Origin of the sequence: Bacillus cihuensis, assembly GCF_000504145.1 — a bacterium.
Taxonomy (GTDB): Bacteria; Bacillota; Bacilli; order Bacillales; family DSM-1321; genus Peribacillus; species Peribacillus huizhouensis.
This window is the reverse complement of the sequence record NZ_KI632495.1, coordinates 2,301,505-2,321,884: the sequence shown is the minus strand read 5'-3', so window position 1 is coordinate 2,321,884 and position 20,380 is coordinate 2,301,505. Positions and strand designations below refer to the sequence as shown.

The following is a 20,380-nucleotide window of genomic DNA, read 5'->3' as shown; positions in this document are numbered from 1 at the left end:
CCTTCACCTCTAGGTTTAGAAGAATCGAAGAAGCATAGGTGGGGGTTAGCTGCCCGTCAAATCCCGATTGGTGAGACCCACAGGGTGGGTCACTCAGACGTTGCCACAGGACGCAGCTAAGTCAGAGTTCGTTGAATCGGCTTCGTAGAGTCGCTTTATCTACGCTGCGCGGAGATATTAGCAACACTAGAACGGGACTAACAATCATAATGTAAGCAAATTAGAAGGGGAGGTAAACACATGACTACGTTATTGGAAGTGAAAAATGTCTCCAAACAATTTGGAAAGGATACAAAAGCGTTATCCAATGTTACCTTCTCTGTAAAAGAAGGGGAGTTTGTTTCAGTAATCGGACCATCTGGAGCAGGAAAATCAACTCTTCTTCGGTGTATCAACAGGATGGTCGATGCATCCAGTGGTGAAATCATCTTTGACAATGCTTATGTACACCAATTAAATAAAAAGGAATTAAAGAAAGTGCGGACGAAAATCGGCATGATTTTTCAGCATTATAATCTCGTAAATCGACTAAGCGTGATTGAAAATACTCTGCATGGGCGCTTAGGCTATAAATCTACTTTCGCAGGTGCTCTTGGTCTGTATAGTGAGGATGAGAAGCTTCAGGCTGCTAGAATTCTCCAAATTCTAGGTCTAGAAGAGCAAATATATAAAAGGTCTGATCAATTAAGTGGAGGTCAGAAGCAGCGTGTAGGCATTGCTAGGGCACTGATCCAAGATCCTAAATTGCTATTATGTGACGAACCGATTGCTTCTTTAGATCCGAATTCATCCAAGATTATCATGGATCACCTAAGGGATATTTGCTCATCCATGGGAATTACAGTGGTAGTCAATCTGCATCAAGTCGATGTGGCTTTAAAGTACTCGGATCGAATTATTGGGGTAAATAGTGGCAAAGTTGTATTTGATGGAACTGCAAAGAGTATGACCTCGAATGTTATCCACCAGATTTATGGTTCAGACGAAGGAAAGTTGATTTTTGATTTGGGAGGTTCCCATGTCAGCTGATGTTTTTGCAAAAAAGAGAAGAAATTCAATACTATTGTTTTTAATAGTAGGGGTTGTGACGATTGGTTCCATTATCATAACAGAATACAATGTGGCGAAAGGTTTTACTTCTGTTCCTAAAGCTGTGCAATGGGCATTATCGAATTTTTACCCTACAATGGATTCCTTGGCGAAGCTGCCAGATATTTTAGTGAAGCTAAAAGAAACTCTATTAATCTCGATTGCCGCAACGACAGTCGCTGCAGTATTGGCCTTTATATTCGCCGTCTTAGGTTCAGATACGACAAAAGTGAATCGTTTTTTCGGAAGTATTAGCCGAGGTATTGCCATTCTATTTAGAAATATTGATGTCTCGGTATGGTCGATGGTCTTGTTATTTTCATTTGGACAAAGTTCCTTTACCGGTTATTTCGCATTGTTTTTCGGATCTTTCGGTTTCTTAACAAGGGCCTTTATCGAGACGATTGATGAAGTAAGCAGCAGTTCCGTAGAGGCATTGCAAGCAACTGGTGCTACTTATCTGACTGTCATTTCCCAGTCTGTCATCCCTTCGACAATCCCGCAAATGATTAGTTGGATTCTTTTCATGATAGAAACAAATATAAGAAATGCAACGCTAGTCGGTCTACTTACAGGATCAGGCATTGGTTTTACTTTTAATCTGTATTATAAAAGCCTGAACTATGACATTGCCAGTCTTGTCGTCATCACAATCATTATCTCGATTCTATGTATCGAATCTATTTCAAATTATGTTAGGAGGGTGATTTTATAATGCAAGTAGAGGGTCCAATCAAATCATTCTCCTTACACACTGATCAAATATCGGATAAACAGTTACGTGAACGATTATCTAAAAAGCCCTTGAGCAAATCCTCAATCGCTATAAGGACATGTGGCCTATTGCTCACCATTCTGACTATATATGCATTTACTAGTTTTGATTATAAAGAGATTAACTTCTTTGATGCACTTTTATTAACTTTGGATAATTTGGGGAAAATGTTTTTTGAGCCCCATCTGAAGCATTTTGGCCTTTCGCATGCACTTTTCCAAGTGCTAGTTACATTAGGATTAGCCTTTCTAACGACAATATTCGGTGCAATCATTGCTTTAATGTTAGGCCTTTTAGCAGCTGAAAATATCTCTTCTAAGCCCTTATCAGTTGTGATAAAAGGAACGGTTGCCCTAATTAGAGCGGTACCAACCGTTTTATGGGTTCTTATTTTTGCAGTCGCAGCAGGATTAGGCAGTGTTGCAGCGGTAATTGGCATGACATTTCACTCAATTAGTTATCTTGTAAAGGCTTATTCAGAATCCTTTGAAGAACTTGATAAAGGTGCGATTGAAGCTTTGCAAGCAAGCGGGGCAAATTGGTGGCAAATTGTGTTCCAAGCTGTTATTCCATCATCGATTACTTATATGGTCTCATGGACATTCATGCGTTTTGAGATTAATTTCGCCGTGGCAGTAGCAATGGGCGCAGCAGCAGGAGCAGGAGGAATTGGCTTCGATATGTTCATGGCAAGTGGATTTTACTTTGACTTGCGTGAAATCGGCGCAATCACTTATTTTATCCTAATCGTGGCAATCTGCCTTGAAATATTTGCAACACGTATTAAAAAGAAGCTAAAAGTACTGTCATGATAAAGGTGAAAAGACTGGATAGGGAGACATATTGTTTCTCTAGTTGTAGCTTTGTAAAAAAAGATTGATTATTTATACTAGAGATTGATAATTTGTAATAAAGTTTGATAAAAATCACCTCTTAGTTTTTCTTTGAGGTGATTTTCGATTGGATATTTATGTTAAAAACGATGTGGAGTTTGTGAAGGAGTGTACTTAAACTAAACCAGCCAATAGTTTGTCAATATTTTTCATTAAAAACTTAAAATATTTCATACTATACTAAATTTGTGCATGCCAAATAACCTTCCAAAGTTCTGCACTTGGAAAGTTTTTGGGCTGTTTAGTTATAGTTTTAAACTAGGCTAGATCCTGGAAATTTGATTTACCTTTTAAACGTGCATAAACCAATGTAAGAGTTTATTGGCACATGCTATCACAAAACCCTGGGGCTAAACCAAAACGTTTCTTAAAACTACAGGTCTTTTTTAAGTGGTAAAGTTAAACTTATATAGAGTGCTTTTTTACTGATTTCGCTAGGAATCCACCTCTAAATTTTCTTGCTTCGTAAGAAATTAAAAATGCTGAGGGCTCATATTCTTGTATTATAGAAAACAACTCTTTTTCTCTACTTCGTAATGTTAAGATTTCAAGCTTATAACGTTTACTATCTTTTCCTTCTCCAACAAATAATGTGACACCAAAACCTTCTTGGCGTAAGGTTGAGATAAAATCATCATTTCTATTCGTAATATTGGCAACAATTGTGGTATACCCAATTGCAAGTCTCTCCTCTACATATCCTCCAATAGCAATTCCTACGGAAAAACCAATCGCATATACAAGCATAGCCCAAATGGTTTGCTCACCTGTAAAGACAATGGCTAAACCAAATACATACACTAATGCTTCTATAAATCCTAAAATGGAAGCAAGCCATTTTTTTTCTTTTACTAAAAAAATAATTCGTAACGTATAGACAGGTACATAAATTAATTGAAGTAAAAAGATTAATAATATCTCCATGGATGCGCTCCTACCCTATTAATAATTGAAGATTTTAGTTATTTAAAAATAGAAAAGGCTTACAGAAAAGAGAATGGAATCTTCTGTAAGCCGAGAAAACAATAACATGTAGCAAGTTTTAATTCTAAAAATACCCTTTAATTTTTATTTCCGTTATTGCTTGCTTCACTAAGTGTAAGTGATTTAGTTTCAGGAGCCCAAGCGATTGATACAATTGCTCCAATAATAAGGACAGCTGTGAGACATAGCATTGTATATTGAATCCCTATACTAGCTATCCCGATTGGAAGCAAGAACGTACCAATTGCTGAACCTAACCTACTTACAGCTGTTGCAAGTCCAACGCCAGAAGAGCGAATTTCAGTTGGAAAGCTCTCGGCTGGAAATACCCCAACCAAGTTGCTGACAGCAGACATGATCAAGGTGAAGATGGCAAAAGAAAGTATCATTAATATTGTTGCACTGCTAGGTAGAAGACTGAGAAGAGCGAGCGTAATGATTAATACGATAAAAGAGCTGATCAAAAATCCGCGACGAGAATATTTTACCGTAAACCAAATACCTAAAACGGCACCTATGATGAGAATCCCGTTTAATAGAAGATCTGTTCCAGATCCTTCGCTCATTCCGATCGCATCAAGAATGTTTGGCAAGAACGTGTAAATAGCAAAGTAAGGGATAACAAGACAAACAAAGAATATACAATTGAAGGCAGTTCGTTTTCTTATCTCTTTACTGAATAATGTTGAAAAGCTTCCCTTAGTTTGTACAGGCGATTCATCATCAAGTACTATATTCGGTCCGACATATTTCTTGACAATTTCTCGAGCCTCTTCAATCCGCCCTTTACTAATCAACCATCTAGGTGACTCTGGTGTACCCATTCGCAAAATCAAAATAATAACAGCGGGAATCGCTGATGAAGCTAACATCCATTTCCATGCGTCTGGAGAGGTGCCGATGGCAAAAATGCCGATCAAGTTTGCTGCTACATAACCAAAAGTCCATATTACACTGAATGAACCTAATAATACTCCTCGATGTTTTCGTGGTGAAAATTCGGCTAACATTGTGTGTCCTACACTATAATCACCGCCGAGCCCAATCCCGATCAAAATTCTGTATAATACAAGTTCTGTAGGGCTATCTGCGAAAAACTGTAAAATGGATGCAGCTGTAATGACGATAAAACTAAAGACAAATATTTTTTGCCTTCCTACATAATCGGATATCCAACCTAAAACCAAACTGCCTAAAAAAAGACCTATTAAAGCGGAGCTTCCAATTAAGCCAACCCAAAGTGGCGTTAAACCCATTTGAGGTGTCATTAGCGTAAGGGCAAATCCGATAATACCTAAAATATATCCATCAGTGAAATGAGCTCCGAACGTAAGACCTGCTATTTTAATATGGAATTTGTTCAGTGGTGCATCATCTAATTTAATTGTATTACGAGTATCATTAAGTACTACGTTTTTGTTTGCCATTGAATCTCCTCCTATTCAATCTATAAATTTGTTAATAGATTAAAAGTCATGTATGAAACCATTTATAGAGGAAAACGTTTTCATTTGTTAGAAAAATAAAAATATGCTCACTATACGAACTTTTTGTCCATCATTTGAATATATTTGAATTATAATCTTGTGTCTTTTCTTTGTCAATTCATTCATAGACTAAAAATTCATAGACTTATTAAAAAAAAGAACAGTAGATGTAAAAAAAGAAGGAGGTCATCATTTACTATCAGTAAATGATGACCTCCTTCTTTTTTTGTTGGACTACTCTATCTGTTCTGCGATTTCTTTTGCGGCTTCTAGCATTCGATCACTAGATAGTAAAAGGTCTTCTTTTGTAAGGCGGAAACTCGGCCCACCCAGCGTAATAAATGCGACTAAATCTTTTTTCTTGTTAAAGATAGGTGCTGAAATCGCATTTTCATTTTCATCTAGTTCACCAATCGATATTCCAACCTTTTGAACACGAATTTTTTCTAGTTCTTTACGCAGTTCTTCTGGATCGGTAATTGAATATTTGGATAGTGGTTCAAGGGGCTGCTCTAATAAAATATCCAACTCCTTTTGAGGCAGCAAACTTAATAAAATTTTCCCGTTAGATGTGCAGTGTAAAGGTGAAATAGTGTGCGTATAGTCAACTAGTCTAACACTATGATCAGTATCTATTTGATCAATAGTAAGAGTTCCATCATGCTTAGGAACACTAAGTAGAACAGTTTCGCCTATTTCTTCTTTTAATTTTAATAGTGTGTTGCGAGCTCTTCGTATGAGATAACCATATGAATCGTTTTTTGAAGTTATTTGATGAAGGGCATACCCGAGCTGATACCCTTTAGAAAAAGGATCCTTTTCTACAAACCCTTGATTTTCAAGGGTTCCAATCAAACGCCAGGCTGTAGTCCGGTTCAGCTCAGCCTGTTTAGCCAGATCACCGACCGAAATGGGTGATGGATTTTCTCCAATAAGCTTCAAAAGCAATAAAGCGCGTTCAACGGCCTGTACAGAAGAACCTTCTTTATTAAGGGGCTGTTTTGATTTAATTTGATTATTATTTTCCATCTTTTCATTATAGCTTAAGACAATGGAAGATTGCTATTCAATTCATTCTGATCAAAAAAATGATTAAATTATTGACTGTTTAATTAATTGGGTATATTATAAATTTATGTTCTCAATACGAACTTATTGTTCGCAATATGAACAAAAGAAAGCGTAATCTTTATAGAATAGAGGCTATATGGATTGCATCGCTTTTTGGAATAAAAAAGTTTTGGAGGAGGGATATCAATCATTTGGGCTGATGAGGTTGAAAAACGGACAGAGAGAGATTACTTCGGCAAAGTGGATATTCCAAAAGATGCTTTATATGGCATTCAAACAATGAGAACGGTGCAAAATCTATCTTTCTCTGGTCAACTATTAAAAAATTATCCAGAATATATTGTGTCATTAGCTATGGTTAAAAAAGCTGCAACGTTAGCTAATCAGGAGGCGGGTATTCTAGCCCCTTCAATTGGAACCGCTATCTTAAATGCTTGTGATCAAATAATTCAAGGGAACTATCATGACCACTTCATTGTTGATATTTTCCATGGAGGCGGTGGGATTGGTACGAATATGAATGTAAATGAAGTGTTAGCCAATTTGGCTAATGAATCTCTAGAAGGTACCTTAGGTGTTTATACGCCAGTTCATCCTGTAGAGCATGTAAACGCTTCCCAATCCACCTCGGATGTATGCCATACATCTATTCGTTTAGCGATTGTGCGGTGTTTTGAACGGTTGGACCATATGTTAACAAAAATGCATGCTACGATAGAAAAAAAATCACAAGAGTTTATGAGCGTAACCACAATCTCCCGTACTTGTTTACAGGATGCAATGCGCATTAGGTTAGGGGATGCTTTCAGTGGGTATGCATCTGTACTGAAAAGGCGCCATATTTCTTTAAGAGAATCCGTTATGTCGTTACTTACTATTAACCTTGGAGCTACAGTTATTGGGAATGGTGTAGGGGCTTCAGAAAAATATAAAGAAGTGGTTATCGAGAAACTGCGTGATGTATCGAATATGGATGTTTCAAAACGTGACAATTTATTTGATGCAGCGCAAAACATTGATGATTTAGCTCATATGTCAAAGGAATTGAGTTTATTAGCAACATCACTAATCAAAGTAGCCAAAGATTTAAGACTGCTTTCATCGGGACCCGAAGCAGGATTTTCAGAAATTACTTTGCCATCGGTTCAGGCAGGTTCCTCCTTTTTTCCGGGAAAAGTGAATCCAGTCATCCCTGAAACGATGATTCAAAGCTGTTTTCAAGTCCTCGGGTGTGATCGAATTGTTCAAGCTGCCTTGGAACATGGTGAACTTGACTTGAATATTTTTGAAGGAATGGCAGGCGCCAATATAATGAATGGGTTATACATGCTTACGAATACTTCTCATTCCTTTACAGAGTTATGTCTAAAGGACATAGCACCTAATGAAGAAAGATGTACAGAACTTTCAAATACATTTATTCCAGTTATTGTGGAATTGAAAGAACAAATGGGTTATTCAGCAGTTTCCAAATTAATAAAAGAACAAGATCGTGAATCTATAAAAAACTTATTAAATAATGGGGGTATAGACCATGACACAAGAAACTAAACAGTTTGAAGGAATTGAGCAGCCAAAACTAGAGTGGGCTCATGAATGGCTTAAAACAACGAAAAAGCTTTATATCAATGGAGAATGGGTGGATAGCTCAGGAGAAAAAGTGATTGAATCGATCAATCCAGCCAATGGAGAGGTTTTAGGTGATTTTCAATCTGCTGAAATTCAAGATGTAGATGCAGCTATTCAAGGAGCAAGGACCGCTCTGGAACAAGGTTCATGGAAAGAGATGAGCCGTAAGGATAGAGGAAAAGTTTTACGGAAAATCAGTGCACTTATTCATGAGCATCATGCGGAGCTTGCAACATTGGAAGCGCTCGATAACGGTAAATTATATACAGAAGCGTACAATGATGATGTGCAAGAAGCAGCAGACTTATTTGAATATTACGCAGGATGGACAGATAAATATTATGGTGAAAACAATCCTGTAGAAGGTAATTTCTTAAGTGTCACAACGAGAGATCCAATCGGTGTATGCGGACAAATTGTGCCATTTAATTTTCCAATTCAAATGGCTGTCTTAAAACTATCTCCTGCCTTATCGATGGGGAATACGGTTGTGTTAAAACCAGCTGATAAAACCTCTTACTCTGTTATTCGATTGTTTGAAATTATTGATGAAGCAGGAGTCTTGCCGAAGGGTGTTATTAATTTAGTCCTTGGTGATGGTGAGGTAGGTTCTTATATTAGTAGGCATATGGGTATTGATAAACTATCGTTTACAGGTAGTACACATATTGGGAAACAATTAATCCATGACTCTGCTAATAGCAATTTAAAACCAGTAACTTTAGAACTGGGTGGTAAATCACCAAACATTATTTTTAGTGATTTTCCGGATTTAGATGCAGCGATTGAACGCTCATTTTTCGGATTATTTACACATAAGGGTGAAAAATGTTCTGCTCCGACCCGGTTATTTGCACAACGTGAGATTTATGATGAAGTGGTAGAAAAAATCGCTGAGTATGCTAAAAACTACAAATGTGGTGATCCATTTGATCCAGCAAGTGATCAAGGTGCACAAGTGTCTAAGCAGCATATGGAATCCATTTTAAATTACATTGAGAGTGGCAAAGAGCAAGGGGCACGAGTAGTAGTTGGAGGAGAACGAGATACAACTGGAACAAATGCGAATGGCTATTTTGTTCGACCAACTATTTTTGCTGAGGTTGATAATAAAATGAAAATTGCTCAGGAAGAGATTTTCGGACCAGTACTCTGCATCATCCCATTTGATACAGAAGAAGAAGTTATTCAAATGGCAAATGATACGATTTATGGTCTTGGAGCAGGGTTATGGACAGGCGACACTTCCCGTGCTCATCGCGTAGCTAATCAGCTTAACGCTGGTATGGTTTTCGTTAATAGATATGGATGTTATGACTTTGCTAGTCCATTTGGAGGCATGAAGCAAAGTGGATGGGGTAAGGAATATGCCGTTCATTCATTACAAGCATTTACAAAATCAAAAGCTATTTGGTTCGCGTACTGAAAAAAATTTACTTAAAAGAGGGAATCATACAATGAAAATACAAGCGGCTGTCATGACTGAAGTAGGTAAACCATTATCCATTCAACAAGTTGAACTTAGTGAACCAAAATCGAATGAAGTTCTTGTGAAAATAAAAGCAACTGGTGTTTGCCATAGCGATTTAAATGCTTTACATGATCAAACGACGCCAACACCGACTATTCTTGGACATGAAGGTTCAGGAATTGTTGAGGCAGTTGGCTCAAATGTTACAAGAGTCAAAGTTGGTGACAAGGTAGCCTTGAGCTGGGTCCCATATTGCGGAACGTGTGAATTCTGTATTACAGGAGCTGTGCATTTGTGTGAGTCAGCATTTGGTCCAATGTTTGAAGGGACGCTGCTTGATGGTACTTCAAGACTAAGCCAAGATGGAAAACAAATATACCACAACTCTCTATTATCTACTTTTGCAGAATTTGCGGTTGTTCCGGAGATGTCATGTGTAAAGTTGCCGGATGAAATGCCTTTGGCACAAGCTTCCTTAATCGGATGCGGAGTAGCAACGGGGTATGGCGCCGCTGTGAACGCAGCTGGTGTTACACCAGGATCTACAGTTGCCGTCTTCGGTATTGGTGGAGTAGGCGTAAATGCGATTCAAGGAGCGCATATTGCCGGTGCTTCTAAAATTATTGCTTGTGATGTAAAACCTGCAAATTTGGAGATTGCTAAACAGTTTGGCGCAACGCATACGATCAATTCAGCTGAAGTTGATGTAGAAGCAGCGTTAAAAGAACTGACAAATGGTTTAGGTGTTCATTTTGCGATTGATTGTTCGGGGCATACTGCAGCGGCCGAAAGTGCTTGGAAGAGTACAAGAAAAGGGGGTACTGTCGTTCTCGTTGGTGCCTTTAATCCTGAAAAAACGTTAAATATTCCAGCTGGAGGATTCCATAGAGTTGGAAAAGTATTAAAAGGAAGTTTTTATGGAGATACGCAGCCATTTCGTGATTTTCCAATGATTGCACAAATGTATTTAGATGGGAAATTCAAATTAGATGAACTTGTGTTAAATCGTATTGAGTTAAATGATATTAATCAAGCTTTTGATTCTTTCCATGACTGCGGGTGTATCAATGTAGGACGAGCAGTAATTGAATTTAACGATTAATTGCTAAACTAAATTTCATTAAAGTGAAGGGTGTTAAAATTGCAATCATTAATCAATTTAAACACCCTTTTTTTGTCCTAACAGAAAGTAAGGGGTGATAAAAAATGCGATTAGAAAAAGATTTAATTGGAGAATTGGAAATTGATGAAGAGGTTTATTACGGGATACAAACGGTTCGGGCCTGTCAGAATTTCTCCATTTCTGGTCGAACGGTAGAATTATATCCCCACTTAATAAGAAGTATGGCCTTTATTAAAAAAGCAGCGGCATTGTCTAATCACAGTGTCGGTGTACTTGAACAAGAGAAGAAAATCGTCATTTGTCAAGCCGCAGATGAAATAATAGATGGAAAAATGACAAATCAATTTCCTGTAGACATTTATCAAGGTGGCGGTGGAGTTTCCATTAATATGAATGTCAACGAAGTGATCGCTAACCGGGCAAATGAATTACTGACAGGTCATAAAGGATATGATTACATACATCCGAATGAACATGTAAATATGTCTCAATCAACGAATGATGTACTTCCAAGTGCAATGAAAATGGCTTGTTTTTTCTATATAGAAGATTTATTAATTAGTTTAAATAAAATCGAATCCTCATTGGCAGATAAAGTGGATGAATTCTCCAGTATCGTGAAAATAGCAAGAACTTGTCTCCAAGATGCTGTCCCTATTACACTTGGTCAACAATTTAGCGGGTATCATTCTTTTATCAAAAGACAAGTAGAAGACATAAAGAAACTTCAAAAAGAATGCTTGTCTATTATCGTTGGTGCAACAGCAGTTGGCACAGGTATCGGAGCTGCTCCTGGATATACCGAAAAGATGTACGAATATTTGCCAGAGGTATCCAACTTATCCGTCTATAAAGAGGAGAATTTCTTTGATGGACTGCAAAATGCCGATATTTATATAAAAATCTCTGCTTACTTAAAAGGATTATCGAGTGGATTATCGAAATTGTCCAGCGATTTAAGATTACTTTCATCAGGTCCAAGGGCAGGTTTTGCTGAAATTGATTTGCCTGCGGTACAGCCGGGTTCTTCTATTATGCCAGGAAAAATCAATCCATGTATACCTGAAATGATGATGCAAGTTTGTTTTGATGTATATGGAAATGATCAAGCGATTACATTCGCTGTAGATCGAGGTGAACTGGATCTAAACATCTGGGAACCGATTATTTTGAAAAATTTATTTGAATCTTTTTCTATCTTAACGAATGGAATCAGGTTATTTACTGAAAAATGCCTAGATGGTATTGAAGTTAATAAAAAGATTTGCTTAAATAATGCTGAAAAATCGTTATCTTTATCTATCGTTATTTCTTCTCTATTCGGGTACCGAGTAGCGAACGAGGTAGCTTTAGAAGCACATGAAAAAAACTCAACCATTAAAGAAGTAGTCGTTGAAAAAGGACTTTTAAAGGAAGAGGAAGCGTCGAAGTTACTAAATCCTGAAAACTTAACGGATTCTGTAAAAATGCATCATTTGTTAAATTTTATAACGGCTAAATAAAGTAAATCCTTAAACTGTTTTTTGCTTAAAAAGTACGTTTGACCGTTTTTTTGTTCAAATGTTCAGTCTATATACTTAAAGGAAAGAAAATTCACACGTTAGGAGATAGGATATGTCAAATTTACGAGAAGAAGCTCTAAACTTGCACAAAGAAAAGAAAGGCAAACTAGGTGTTTGTTTAAAGGTTCCAGTACGTAATGCAAAAGATTTAAGTCTTGCATATTCTCCCGGTGTAGCGGAGCCTTGCTTGGAAATTCATAATGATGATAGAAAAGTGTACGATTATACAATGAAAGGAAATCTTGTGGCTGTTGTATCAAATGGAACAGCTGTGCTCGGTCTCGGAAACATTGGTCCCAAAGCAGCCATGCCAGTTATGGAAGGAAAGGCAGCGTTATTCAAAACCTTTGCAGATGTAGACGCATTCCCAATTTGCTTGGAAACAAAGGATTCAGACAAAATTGTGGAAACGGTCCGATTATTAGAGCCGACCTTTGGTGGAGTGAACCTTGAAGACATTGCGGCGCCACAGTGTTTTGAGATAGAAGAACGTTTAAAGAAAACATGTCAAATCCCTATTTTTCATGATGACCAGCATGGGACAGCCATTGTAACGGCTGCTGGGTTAATCAATGCTTTGAAACTTGCAGACAAAAAAATAGAGGAAATCCGTGTAGTGGGGAACGGTGCTGGAGCAGCGGGTGTAGCAATTGTGAAGCTCTTACATCATATGGGAGTAAAAGATATTATCTTATGTGATACAAAAGGGATCATTTATGAAGGGCGACCATTCGGAATGAATCCAATTAAAGAAGAAATTGCGAAGATCACCAACATAGAGAAAAAACATGGCGTATTGGAAGACGCTCTAAAGGGAGCCGATGTGTTCGTTGGAGTATCCGCTGCTGGAGCGGTGACAGAAGAAATGGTTCGTTCGATGAATCGTGATCCTATAATATTTGCGATGGCTAACCCCACGCCTGAAATTATGCCGGATCGTGCAAAGGCTGCTGGAGCATTAGTCGTAGGTACAGGACGTTCGGATTTCCCGAATCAGGTGAACAACGTACTCGCATTCCCTGGTATTTTCCGAGGTGCTTTAGATGTACGAGCTAAGGAAATTAATGAAGAAATGAAACTGGCAGCAGTTTTTGCAATCGCTGACCTAATAGGGGTTGATGATCTTCATACTGATTATGTGATTCCTGATCCGTTTGATCGCAGAGTGGCTGCCCATGTAGCTGCTGCTGTTGCTAACGCTGCAATGGAAACGGGTGTTTCACAAAAAAATATAGATGTAGCTGAAATTAAAAAGCACCTATTAGCCTTAGTGGAAGAAAAACAAAATGTTTTTGTATAAAACTAGTAGAAATATAAACCTGACCTAATAACTTGGTTGTTTAGTAAATAAGGTGCTACACCGAGTAATGAATTAGATATACAGATTGTTACTTCGAAATGTGTTCCTCTTTTTAGACTGTTGAGAAAATTTTTCTCAACAGTCTATTTTGTGTTTATCGAACATTATAAGACAGAAACTCGGTGTTTCCAGTTTGTGTACTAAAGATAACAATAATGGCATTGTCCATTCTCACCTTATCGAGGCGTTCTTAAACAGTTCGCAGTGTTCCCAACTGAAAGAAAATTTATAAGAATGGTAACAAAATTACAATTACTAGGTCTTAATGTGTATACGTTGTCACTAATTGGGAAAATTACATTGTGAAGCAAGGGGGGGAGAGAATGAAGAAAATAGGAAAATGGGAAAAAATACAAAAAAATAAAAAAATAGATTCTCTACCCTCTCATATTAACAAAGATATGTTGAGCTCAGAAATTACAACAAATGAGAAAGTGTTAAAAGAAAGTTTTCAAAACTGTTCTGATTTTGTCATACGACCAATTTATATATCCGGAGAAACTAAAATATTTGTGATATATGTGGATGGATTAAGTGATGCAAAGACGCTTGACGAAGTATTTTTAAAACCAATGATGTTTGAAGGACTTCCGGAAGGAATGGGTGAAGTTCGTCAAATTGGACAAATTTTGAAACAACACCTTGTCGCGATCTCTCAAGTTACCACTGTTTCGAAAATGAGTGAACTTGTTGATGGGGTGTTGAAGGCAAATGTCGGGATAATAGTTGATGGAGAAACAGATGCTTTACTGGCAGAATTGAAAGGATACGAAAAACGAGGTATTGAAGAACCATCGACCGAAGTCGTTATTCGTGGGCCGAGAGATGGATTTATTGAAAATTTAAGGACTAATACAAGTCTTTTACGTAGAAGGATAAGGAGTACAAGCCTAAAAACGGAACCAATTACGATTGGTGAATTCTCACAGACTGATGTAATAATTGCTTATATTGATGGTATTGTTCAGGATTCCATTTTGGATGAAGTTCGTACGAGATTAAAGAGAATACAAATAGATGGGGTGCTGGAGTCGGAGTATATTGAGGAATTTATTGAAGATAATCCTTATTCTCCATTCCCACAAATCCAAAATACCGAAAGACCAGATATTGTAGCATCGAGCTTGTTGGAAGGGAAAGTTGCCATACTCGTGGATAATACTCCATTTGCCTTGGTGCTACCGATGACATTTTGGAGTGGATTCCAAGCTGCGGGTGATTATTATGAACGGTTTATGTATGCGACTTTCATAAGGATTATTCGTTTTATATTACTGAATGTATGCATATTTTTTCCATCGATCTATGTTGCCCTAACCACATATCATCCAAAACTCATTCCGACCAGTCTACTTATCAGCATTGCTGCTTCCCGTGAATCTGTTCCGTTTCCAGCCGTAATTGAAGTATTTCTCATGGAATTTATGTTTGACGGTCTTCGCGAAGCAGGCATTAGGTTACCCAAACCCGTTGGTTCAGCTGTCAGTATTGTGGGAGCGCTCGTTATCGGTCAGGCAGCTGTACAAGCCGGAATTGTTTCTGCCCCGATGGTGATTGTTGTAGCCACAACTGGTATAGCTTCGTTTGGCATACCACGCTATAGTTTTGGAAATGCTTTTCAAATGCTTCGGTACGTCATGCTGATTCTAGCAGGGTGTCTTGGCTTTTACGGAATTGTCATAGGTTTTATTGCTCTTATTATTCACCTTGTCAATCTTCGGTCATATGGTGTTCCTTATTTCAGCCCGGTTGCTCCACTTATTCTAAGGGATTTAAAGGATATCGTGATAAGGACACCTAGATGGGCATTCAATTATCGTCGTGAATTTTTTGCTGGTCGAAATAAAAAGCGCATTCCAAAAGGACAAAAACCTAGTCCAAAACAGGGGAGGAATAGTAAATGAACAGACGACTGATTTGTTTTGTAATCTACTCTTCCCTTTTGTTCACATCAGGTTGTTGGGATCGGGTTGAGATAAATAATCGTGCCATTTGGATAGCAACAGGATTGGACGCTATAGAAAAAGAGGGTATTCAATTGACCGGACAAATATTAATTCCCTCCAGTATGAATCCCCAAAATGGAGGAGGAGGTAATGGAGAAAAAAATTTTTTTTTAATTTCAGCCATAGGGAAAAATATAACCGATGCAACACAGAAAATACAGATGAAACTTTCAAGGAAAGCATTTTATGGACAACGTAGGGTTCTTTTATTGGGGGAGGAATTTGCGAAACTAGGCCTCAAAAATCAGCTTGACTTTACTATCAAGGACCCGAATGCCAGCTTGCGGACCGATGCATTTGTTGTGAAAAAAGGTACAGCAATAGACATGCTCAACCTATCCTACCCATTAGAAAATATTCCTGCTGAAGCGCCACTAAAGGAACACTCTCAAGCTGGGGGGATGAGTGATACTTCATATTTACATTTCCTCAAAGCAGTGAACAGTAAGGGTATACGTCCAAGCCTACCTGCGATTGAAATTGGGAATTTTCAAGATGGTGAAGGCGTAGGTAAAAAAGGTGAAAAGTCCTACCAGTTGACAGGAAGTGCCGTTTTTGATCAAGATCTTAAATTGTGTGGGTATTTAAACATGGAAGAATATAGGGACCAGCTTTGGATCATGGAGATCCTGAAGAAACGTTCGCTTACTATTCTAATAGAGGATGGCAATGTCAGTTTGGATTTAGACAAAATGGGAAGCAAAGTCATACCAGAAATCAGCAGAAATAAAAACATAAAATTTACCATTGTATTGACTGGAGAAGGAGCTGTGATCGAAAATAATACAAATTTAGACTTAACGCAACCTAAAAACCTTGAGCTCATACAAAACGAATTTAATAAACAATATAAAAAGCAAGTTGCTCATACCATTACAAAAGTTCAAACAGAATACGGAACAGATATTTTTGGGTTTGGTGAGGTAATTCATAAACAGATACCGTACCAGTGGAGAGATTTAATGAATGATTGGGACAAAAAATTTTCAGATGCTGATGTCACTGTGAAAGTAAACTTGACCATTCGACGAGTAGGAATGTCAGGTCCATCCTTAAGAAAGTGAGATCAAAAAAATGAAAATCTCAGGAGTCCAAATATTTTGGATAATGTTCACTTTTGTTTCAGGAAATATGCTTATAACGACCATGGGTACAGCAATTAGAGACGTGAAACAAGACGCTTGGATATCCTATCTAATCGCCATTATTTTCGGGGTACTGATTGTCTTTGTCGCAACCAAAGTGAGCCTTTTGTATCCCAATCAAACCTTAATTGAATACAGTAAAACCATTTTAGGTAAGTGGATAGGAAACATTGTTGTGATTACATATCTTTTCCAATGGTACTCGGTGATTGGCTATAATTTAAGACAATTTGCTGATTTCACAATCACATTGTTGCTCCCAACAACACCTTTATGGGCGTTGATCTTGACAATGCTTTTGTTAGTTATCTATGTCACTGCAGGCGGAGGAATAGAAGGAATTGGCCGATGTAGCGAAGTTTTCGGGATAATACTGGTTTTTTCAGGAGTAATAACATTCATCCTAGTTGTTCCAAATCTCGATTTTAGCAAAATACTACCTTTATATTCAGATTCCGGATTGCGTCCGATACTTAAAGGAACTTTGTACCTTGATTCTTATTTGGGGGAGTCTGTTATGATGATGATGTTTGTTTCATTCATGGCTCAACCAAAGCAAGGACCTTCAAGAGCAATATGGGGAGTTGCTCTTTCTGGATTGGCGCTATGTGCAAGTTCAATGGTTGTACTTATGACTTTAGGTCCTGAGGTAGCAGAAAAACTAAAATATCCCGTTATAGATGCGATTGGATTTATCTCCGTAATGGGGTTTATCCAAAACGTAGATCTTTTAGTCCTATTAATCTGGATACTAAGTAGTTTTATTATAAATTCAGTGTATTTCTTTATGGCCAGCTACGGAACAGCTCAATGGCTTAAAATCAAAGAATGGCGAAAAACTATTTGGTTTGTGGCTGCTTTTTCATTCGTATATGCCTTGCTCTTTCCAAATGTCACAATAACTGAAGTGGAATATATAAATAAGTATTGGATTCCTTTTGTGTTTCCGGTCAATATTATCGGAATTCCCCTTTTATTATGGATTGTGGGAAGTATACGAAAAAAGAAACTGTAGATTCCCCTAATTCATTCTTATAGAGCAGATTAAAGTCATTTTAAAAAGTCGAAGAAAGCACCTCTCACTTATGCGGGCCATGATGTGGAAGCGAGGCTTTTTAGGATCATTCTTAAATAAGAATTCGCTTTTTGAAATGAAAGCTTAAATGACATTGACCATTCTCCAACAATTGACTGTAACTACTAGCATCAAAGGGATTGACATAGTAATTACAAGTTCCTATTACTAAGGAGTGATCATTGGAATAACGTTTGGGGTACAGTGGATTATTAAGGTGGATGAAAATATGTTAGGGTCCCAGGATTTTATAAAGTTTTTGATAGAAGGAAAGACGTGTCTGATAGCAGAGAAATTGTTTATATGGACTCAGCCGATGGAGAATACGATGGCACTATTTAACTAAACTATCCGAAAAAAGGAATACCTGTATAGGACATTCTCTATCGAATTTAAAAGATACAAGTGGATTACGGAAATTCGATGTTCCAATTAAACAATTAATGTTTCACCTTCGAAGAACTTGATAAAGGTGCCATTTTAGCTTTGCAAGCAAGCGGGGCAAATTGTGTTCCAAGCTGTCATCCCATCATCGATTACTTATATGGTTTCATGGACATTCATGCGTTTTGAGATTAATTTCGCCGTGGCAGTGGCAATGGGCGCAGCAGGAGGAATTGGCTTCGATATGTTCATGGCAAGTGGATTTTACTTTGACTTGTGTGAAATCGGCGCAATCACTTATTTTATCCTAATTGTAGCAATCTGCCTTGAGATCTTCGCAACACGTATTAAAAAGAAGCTAAAAGTTCTGTCATAATAGTGTCGGAAGCAGGTCATAAACTTAGAAGAAGAACCATATCCATCTTGTTGGGTTATCGATACTATTTTTCAAAAAAAGGTTTAGAAATAAGGGTGAAATATACTAGACATGTCTAGTATATTTCACCCTTATTTCTTTTCATTTATAACAAATCATTGTATAGGAATAATAAAGTTGTCATCTACCCGTCACTTTGATAATTGGTTACAAAAGATGTTTAAAAAACTGATCTTATCTTTAATTGTGCAATTTTTAATGTGAGGGACTAGATTCTTGATTAGCAATACCGTTTGTTACTAAATCTTTATACCTGAACCTTTGTTTTACGGTATAAAGACCATTTTACTAATGGGGAAGTAAGGGCAGTGGTAATAACCGCGACAAGGAACAAAATACTATAATCAGTGTCAGAAATTAATTTACTACTTAAACCTATGTTGGCAAATATCAAAATCATTAATCCTCGTGCATTCATTAAAGCCCCTATAGCACTGGATTCTTCCCAACTATAACCTATTATTCTTGCATAAATCATACATACAAAATATTTGCTTATAAATGCCATTCCAATAAACAATAAAACGATGACTAAATGATTACTGCTTGTAAAAGAGCTTAAGTCAACATTAAAACCAGAACTTACAAAGTAAATAGGAACCAAAAGTGTATTTACAAAATCTGAGATTTTAGTATCTAACTCTTTGGTGACTCTATCTAATCTTGGTACGATTAATCCTGCTATAAACCCTCCAAAAATAGCATGAAGTCCAATTTTTTCTGTTACAAGACTGCTGCATAAAAAAACAAAAAGAAATAATGCAAAAAATTTATTATTTAACATATTATACTTATTTGAAACAATATATTTTAAAATAGGCCTGATAACAAAAAACATTACTAAAAGGTAAATAATTATATAAATGATCATGCTCATACTGTTAACTGAAAAGTTTAGGCTTGCAATAGAAAGGATAATTGGCAGCATGATCCATGCAATGAGATCATCTATACTTGCACCTAGGACAACAAATCTCCCTAACTTTGTTCTAATCATCTTTTGTTGATCTAAAATCCGTACTAGTACGGGAAAGGCAGTTACAGAGATACTAGCTGACATAAACAAAGAATAGATTAATTGAGTGGTTAATGTTTGTTTTAAATAAGGATAAATATACCAACTGATTGCGAATGTCATAAGAAAAGTAGGGATGATCCCCACTAGTGCAAGTTGTACAGCGTTTTTTATTAGCCTGTCTTCTATGTTTTCTTTACCTACTTGAATTCCTATTATAAACATATATAAAGATATTCCGAGCTGACTTAATAGGAATAATTGTTCTTTTATATCTTTATTAAACAGCCACTCTTGGATCTCAGGGAACAAGGCACCTAAAAATGAAGGACCTACTAAAATACCGCCAATCATCTCCCCGACTACTTTGGGCTGGCCTACCATTTTTGCTAGAGTGCCAAATAACTGAGAAATCATTATTACGATCAATAAACTCAATAAGAAATGAAACAAAACATACACTCCTTTTTTTACTAATGAAAAAGTATATCGGGACTAGTCCAAAAAGTCTATCAAGCTTGGGCATACTCAAAAAGTAAGCATTTGGTAGAACTTTTCAATGGTCACAGAAGGCTCGTTCTGTAAGGATACTTTCGAGAAAGTACATGTTCTACCGGACTAATAACGCTTAAGTTTTTTATATTATCAACCTCTGTGCTTGTCTCTTCAAGGAACGATCTTTTCATTGCATCTGCTAAACTTTGAGAGTCCTATGAACTTCCTTTTGGAAGCTAATTGAAGTTATGTCTGTTATTCAAGAATAGGGCGCTTTCAAGATACTAGCTACATTTTTTTGATGCTTCATAAGATTTCAATTATGAAATTTTACGTGGTAATTCCCCTTAATAGAGAGTAACCTCCTAATCTGCCTTATT

Annotated in this window: 15 protein-coding genes and 1 pseudogene; 12 read left to right on the top strand and 4 right to left on the bottom strand. The window is 37.1% G+C overall.

Features of this window, described 5'->3' with window-relative positions:
• The first annotated feature begins 240 nt into the window (after window positions 1-240).
• The 3 genes from phnC to V179_RS0116860 are packed head-to-tail and all read left to right on the top strand — an operon-like array spanning window position 241 to window position 2,676.
• Window positions 241-1,029 (top strand): phosphonate ABC transporter ATP-binding protein, encoded by a 789-nt coding sequence (gene phnC / locus V179_RS0116870; RefSeq protein ID WP_028392526.1) that lies wholly within the window; start codon window positions 241-243, stop codon window positions 1,027-1,029.
• Window positions 1,019-1,804, top strand: coding sequence for a PhnE/PtxC family ABC transporter permease (locus V179_RS0116865; protein ID WP_028392525.1), 786 nt, complete (start codon window positions 1,019-1,021; stop codon window positions 1,802-1,804). The genes phnC and V179_RS0116865 overlap by 11 nt, the downstream gene beginning before the upstream one ends.
• On the top strand, window positions 1,804-2,676 hold the full coding sequence (locus V179_RS0116860) for a PhnE/PtxC family ABC transporter permease (protein ID WP_028392524.1): 873 nt from the start codon (window positions 1,804-1,806) through the stop codon (window positions 2,674-2,676). Before V179_RS0116865 ends, V179_RS0116860 begins: the two co-directional genes overlap by 1 nt.
• A 486-nt stretch (window positions 2,677-3,162) precedes the next feature.
• Here the strand turns inward: V179_RS0116860 and V179_RS0116855 are convergent, their stop codons facing one another.
• The 3 genes from V179_RS0116855 to V179_RS0116845 all read right to left on the bottom strand — a co-directional run bounded on the left by V179_RS0116855 (window position 3,163) and on the right by V179_RS0116845 (window position 6,257).
• Entirely contained in the window at window positions 3,163-3,681 is a 519-nt protein-coding gene (locus tag V179_RS0116855; RefSeq protein WP_028392523.1) for a DUF2179 domain-containing protein, read from the bottom strand.
• Between the two features lie 137 nt (window positions 3,682-3,818).
• Entirely contained in the window at window positions 3,819-5,168 is a 1,350-nt protein-coding gene (locus V179_RS0116850; RefSeq protein ID WP_028392522.1) for an MFS transporter, read from the bottom strand.
• 294 nt (window positions 5,169-5,462) lie between these two features.
• A complete protein-coding gene (locus V179_RS0116845; protein WP_028392521.1) occupies window positions 5,463-6,257 on the bottom strand; it encodes an IclR family transcriptional regulator in 795 nt (264 codons plus the stop codon).
• A gap of 282 nt (window positions 6,258-6,539) precedes the next feature.
• Here V179_RS0116845 and V179_RS28200 point away from each other — a divergent pair, with 282 nt between their 5' ends.
• The 9 genes and pseudogenes from V179_RS28200 to V179_RS0116795 all read left to right on the top strand — a co-directional run.
• The gene (locus V179_RS28200) at window positions 6,540-7,850 is read left to right on the top strand and encodes a lyase family protein (protein ID WP_051404995.1); all 1,311 of its coding nucleotides are present in this window, start codon (window positions 6,540-6,542) and stop codon (window positions 7,848-7,850) included.
• A complete protein-coding gene (locus tag V179_RS0116835) occupies window positions 7,834-9,354 on the top strand; it encodes an aldehyde dehydrogenase family protein (protein ID WP_028392520.1) in 1,521 nt (506 codons plus the stop codon). Before V179_RS28200 ends, V179_RS0116835 begins: the two co-directional genes overlap by 17 nt.
• 31 nt (window positions 9,355-9,385) lie before the next feature.
• Complete coding sequence (locus V179_RS0116830; RefSeq protein WP_034301768.1) at window positions 9,386-10,501, top strand: Zn-dependent alcohol dehydrogenase; 1,116 nt, start codon at window positions 9,386-9,388, stop codon at window positions 10,499-10,501.
• Window positions 10,502-10,605: 104 nt separating this feature from the next.
• Window positions 10,606-12,024: an aspartate ammonia-lyase gene (locus tag V179_RS0116825; RefSeq protein ID WP_028392518.1), complete on the top strand. Its 1,419-nt coding sequence runs from the start codon at window positions 10,606-10,608 to the stop codon at window positions 12,022-12,024.
• 112 nt (window positions 12,025-12,136) lie between these two features.
• Window positions 12,137-13,384, top strand: coding sequence for an NAD(P)-dependent malic enzyme (locus V179_RS0116820; protein WP_028392517.1), 1,248 nt, complete (start codon window positions 12,137-12,139; stop codon window positions 13,382-13,384).
• Between the two features lie 383 nt (window positions 13,385-13,767).
• Window positions 13,768-15,348: a spore germination protein gene (locus tag V179_RS0116815; RefSeq protein ID WP_028392516.1), complete on the top strand. Its 1,581-nt coding sequence runs from the start codon at window positions 13,768-13,770 to the stop codon at window positions 15,346-15,348.
• On the top strand, window positions 15,345-16,514 hold the full coding sequence (locus V179_RS0116810) for a Ger(x)C family spore germination protein (protein ID WP_028392515.1): 1,170 nt from the start codon (window positions 15,345-15,347) through the stop codon (window positions 16,512-16,514). The genes V179_RS0116815 and V179_RS0116810 overlap by 4 nt, the downstream gene beginning before the upstream one ends.
• Before the next feature lie 10 nt (window positions 16,515-16,524).
• Window positions 16,525-17,610 carry a GerAB/ArcD/ProY family transporter gene (locus tag V179_RS0116805; RefSeq protein ID WP_028392514.1) on the top strand — a complete coding sequence of 362 codons (1,086 nt, stop codon included), beginning with the start codon at window positions 16,525-16,527 and terminating at the stop codon, window positions 17,608-17,610.
• Window positions 17,611-18,120: 510 nt separating this feature from the next.
• Window positions 18,121-18,430 (top strand): annotated as a pseudogene (locus V179_RS0116795) (phosphonate ABC transporter permease); the annotation flags it as partial.
• A gap of 307 nt (window positions 18,431-18,737) precedes the next feature.
• On the opposite strand, the gene V179_RS0116790 reads toward V179_RS0116795, so the two are convergent.
• Window positions 18,738-19,958 (bottom strand): cation:proton antiporter, encoded by a 1,221-nt coding sequence (locus tag V179_RS0116790; RefSeq protein WP_028392512.1) that lies wholly within the window; start codon window positions 19,956-19,958, stop codon window positions 18,738-18,740.
• Between the last annotated feature and the right edge of the window lie 422 nt (window positions 19,959-20,380).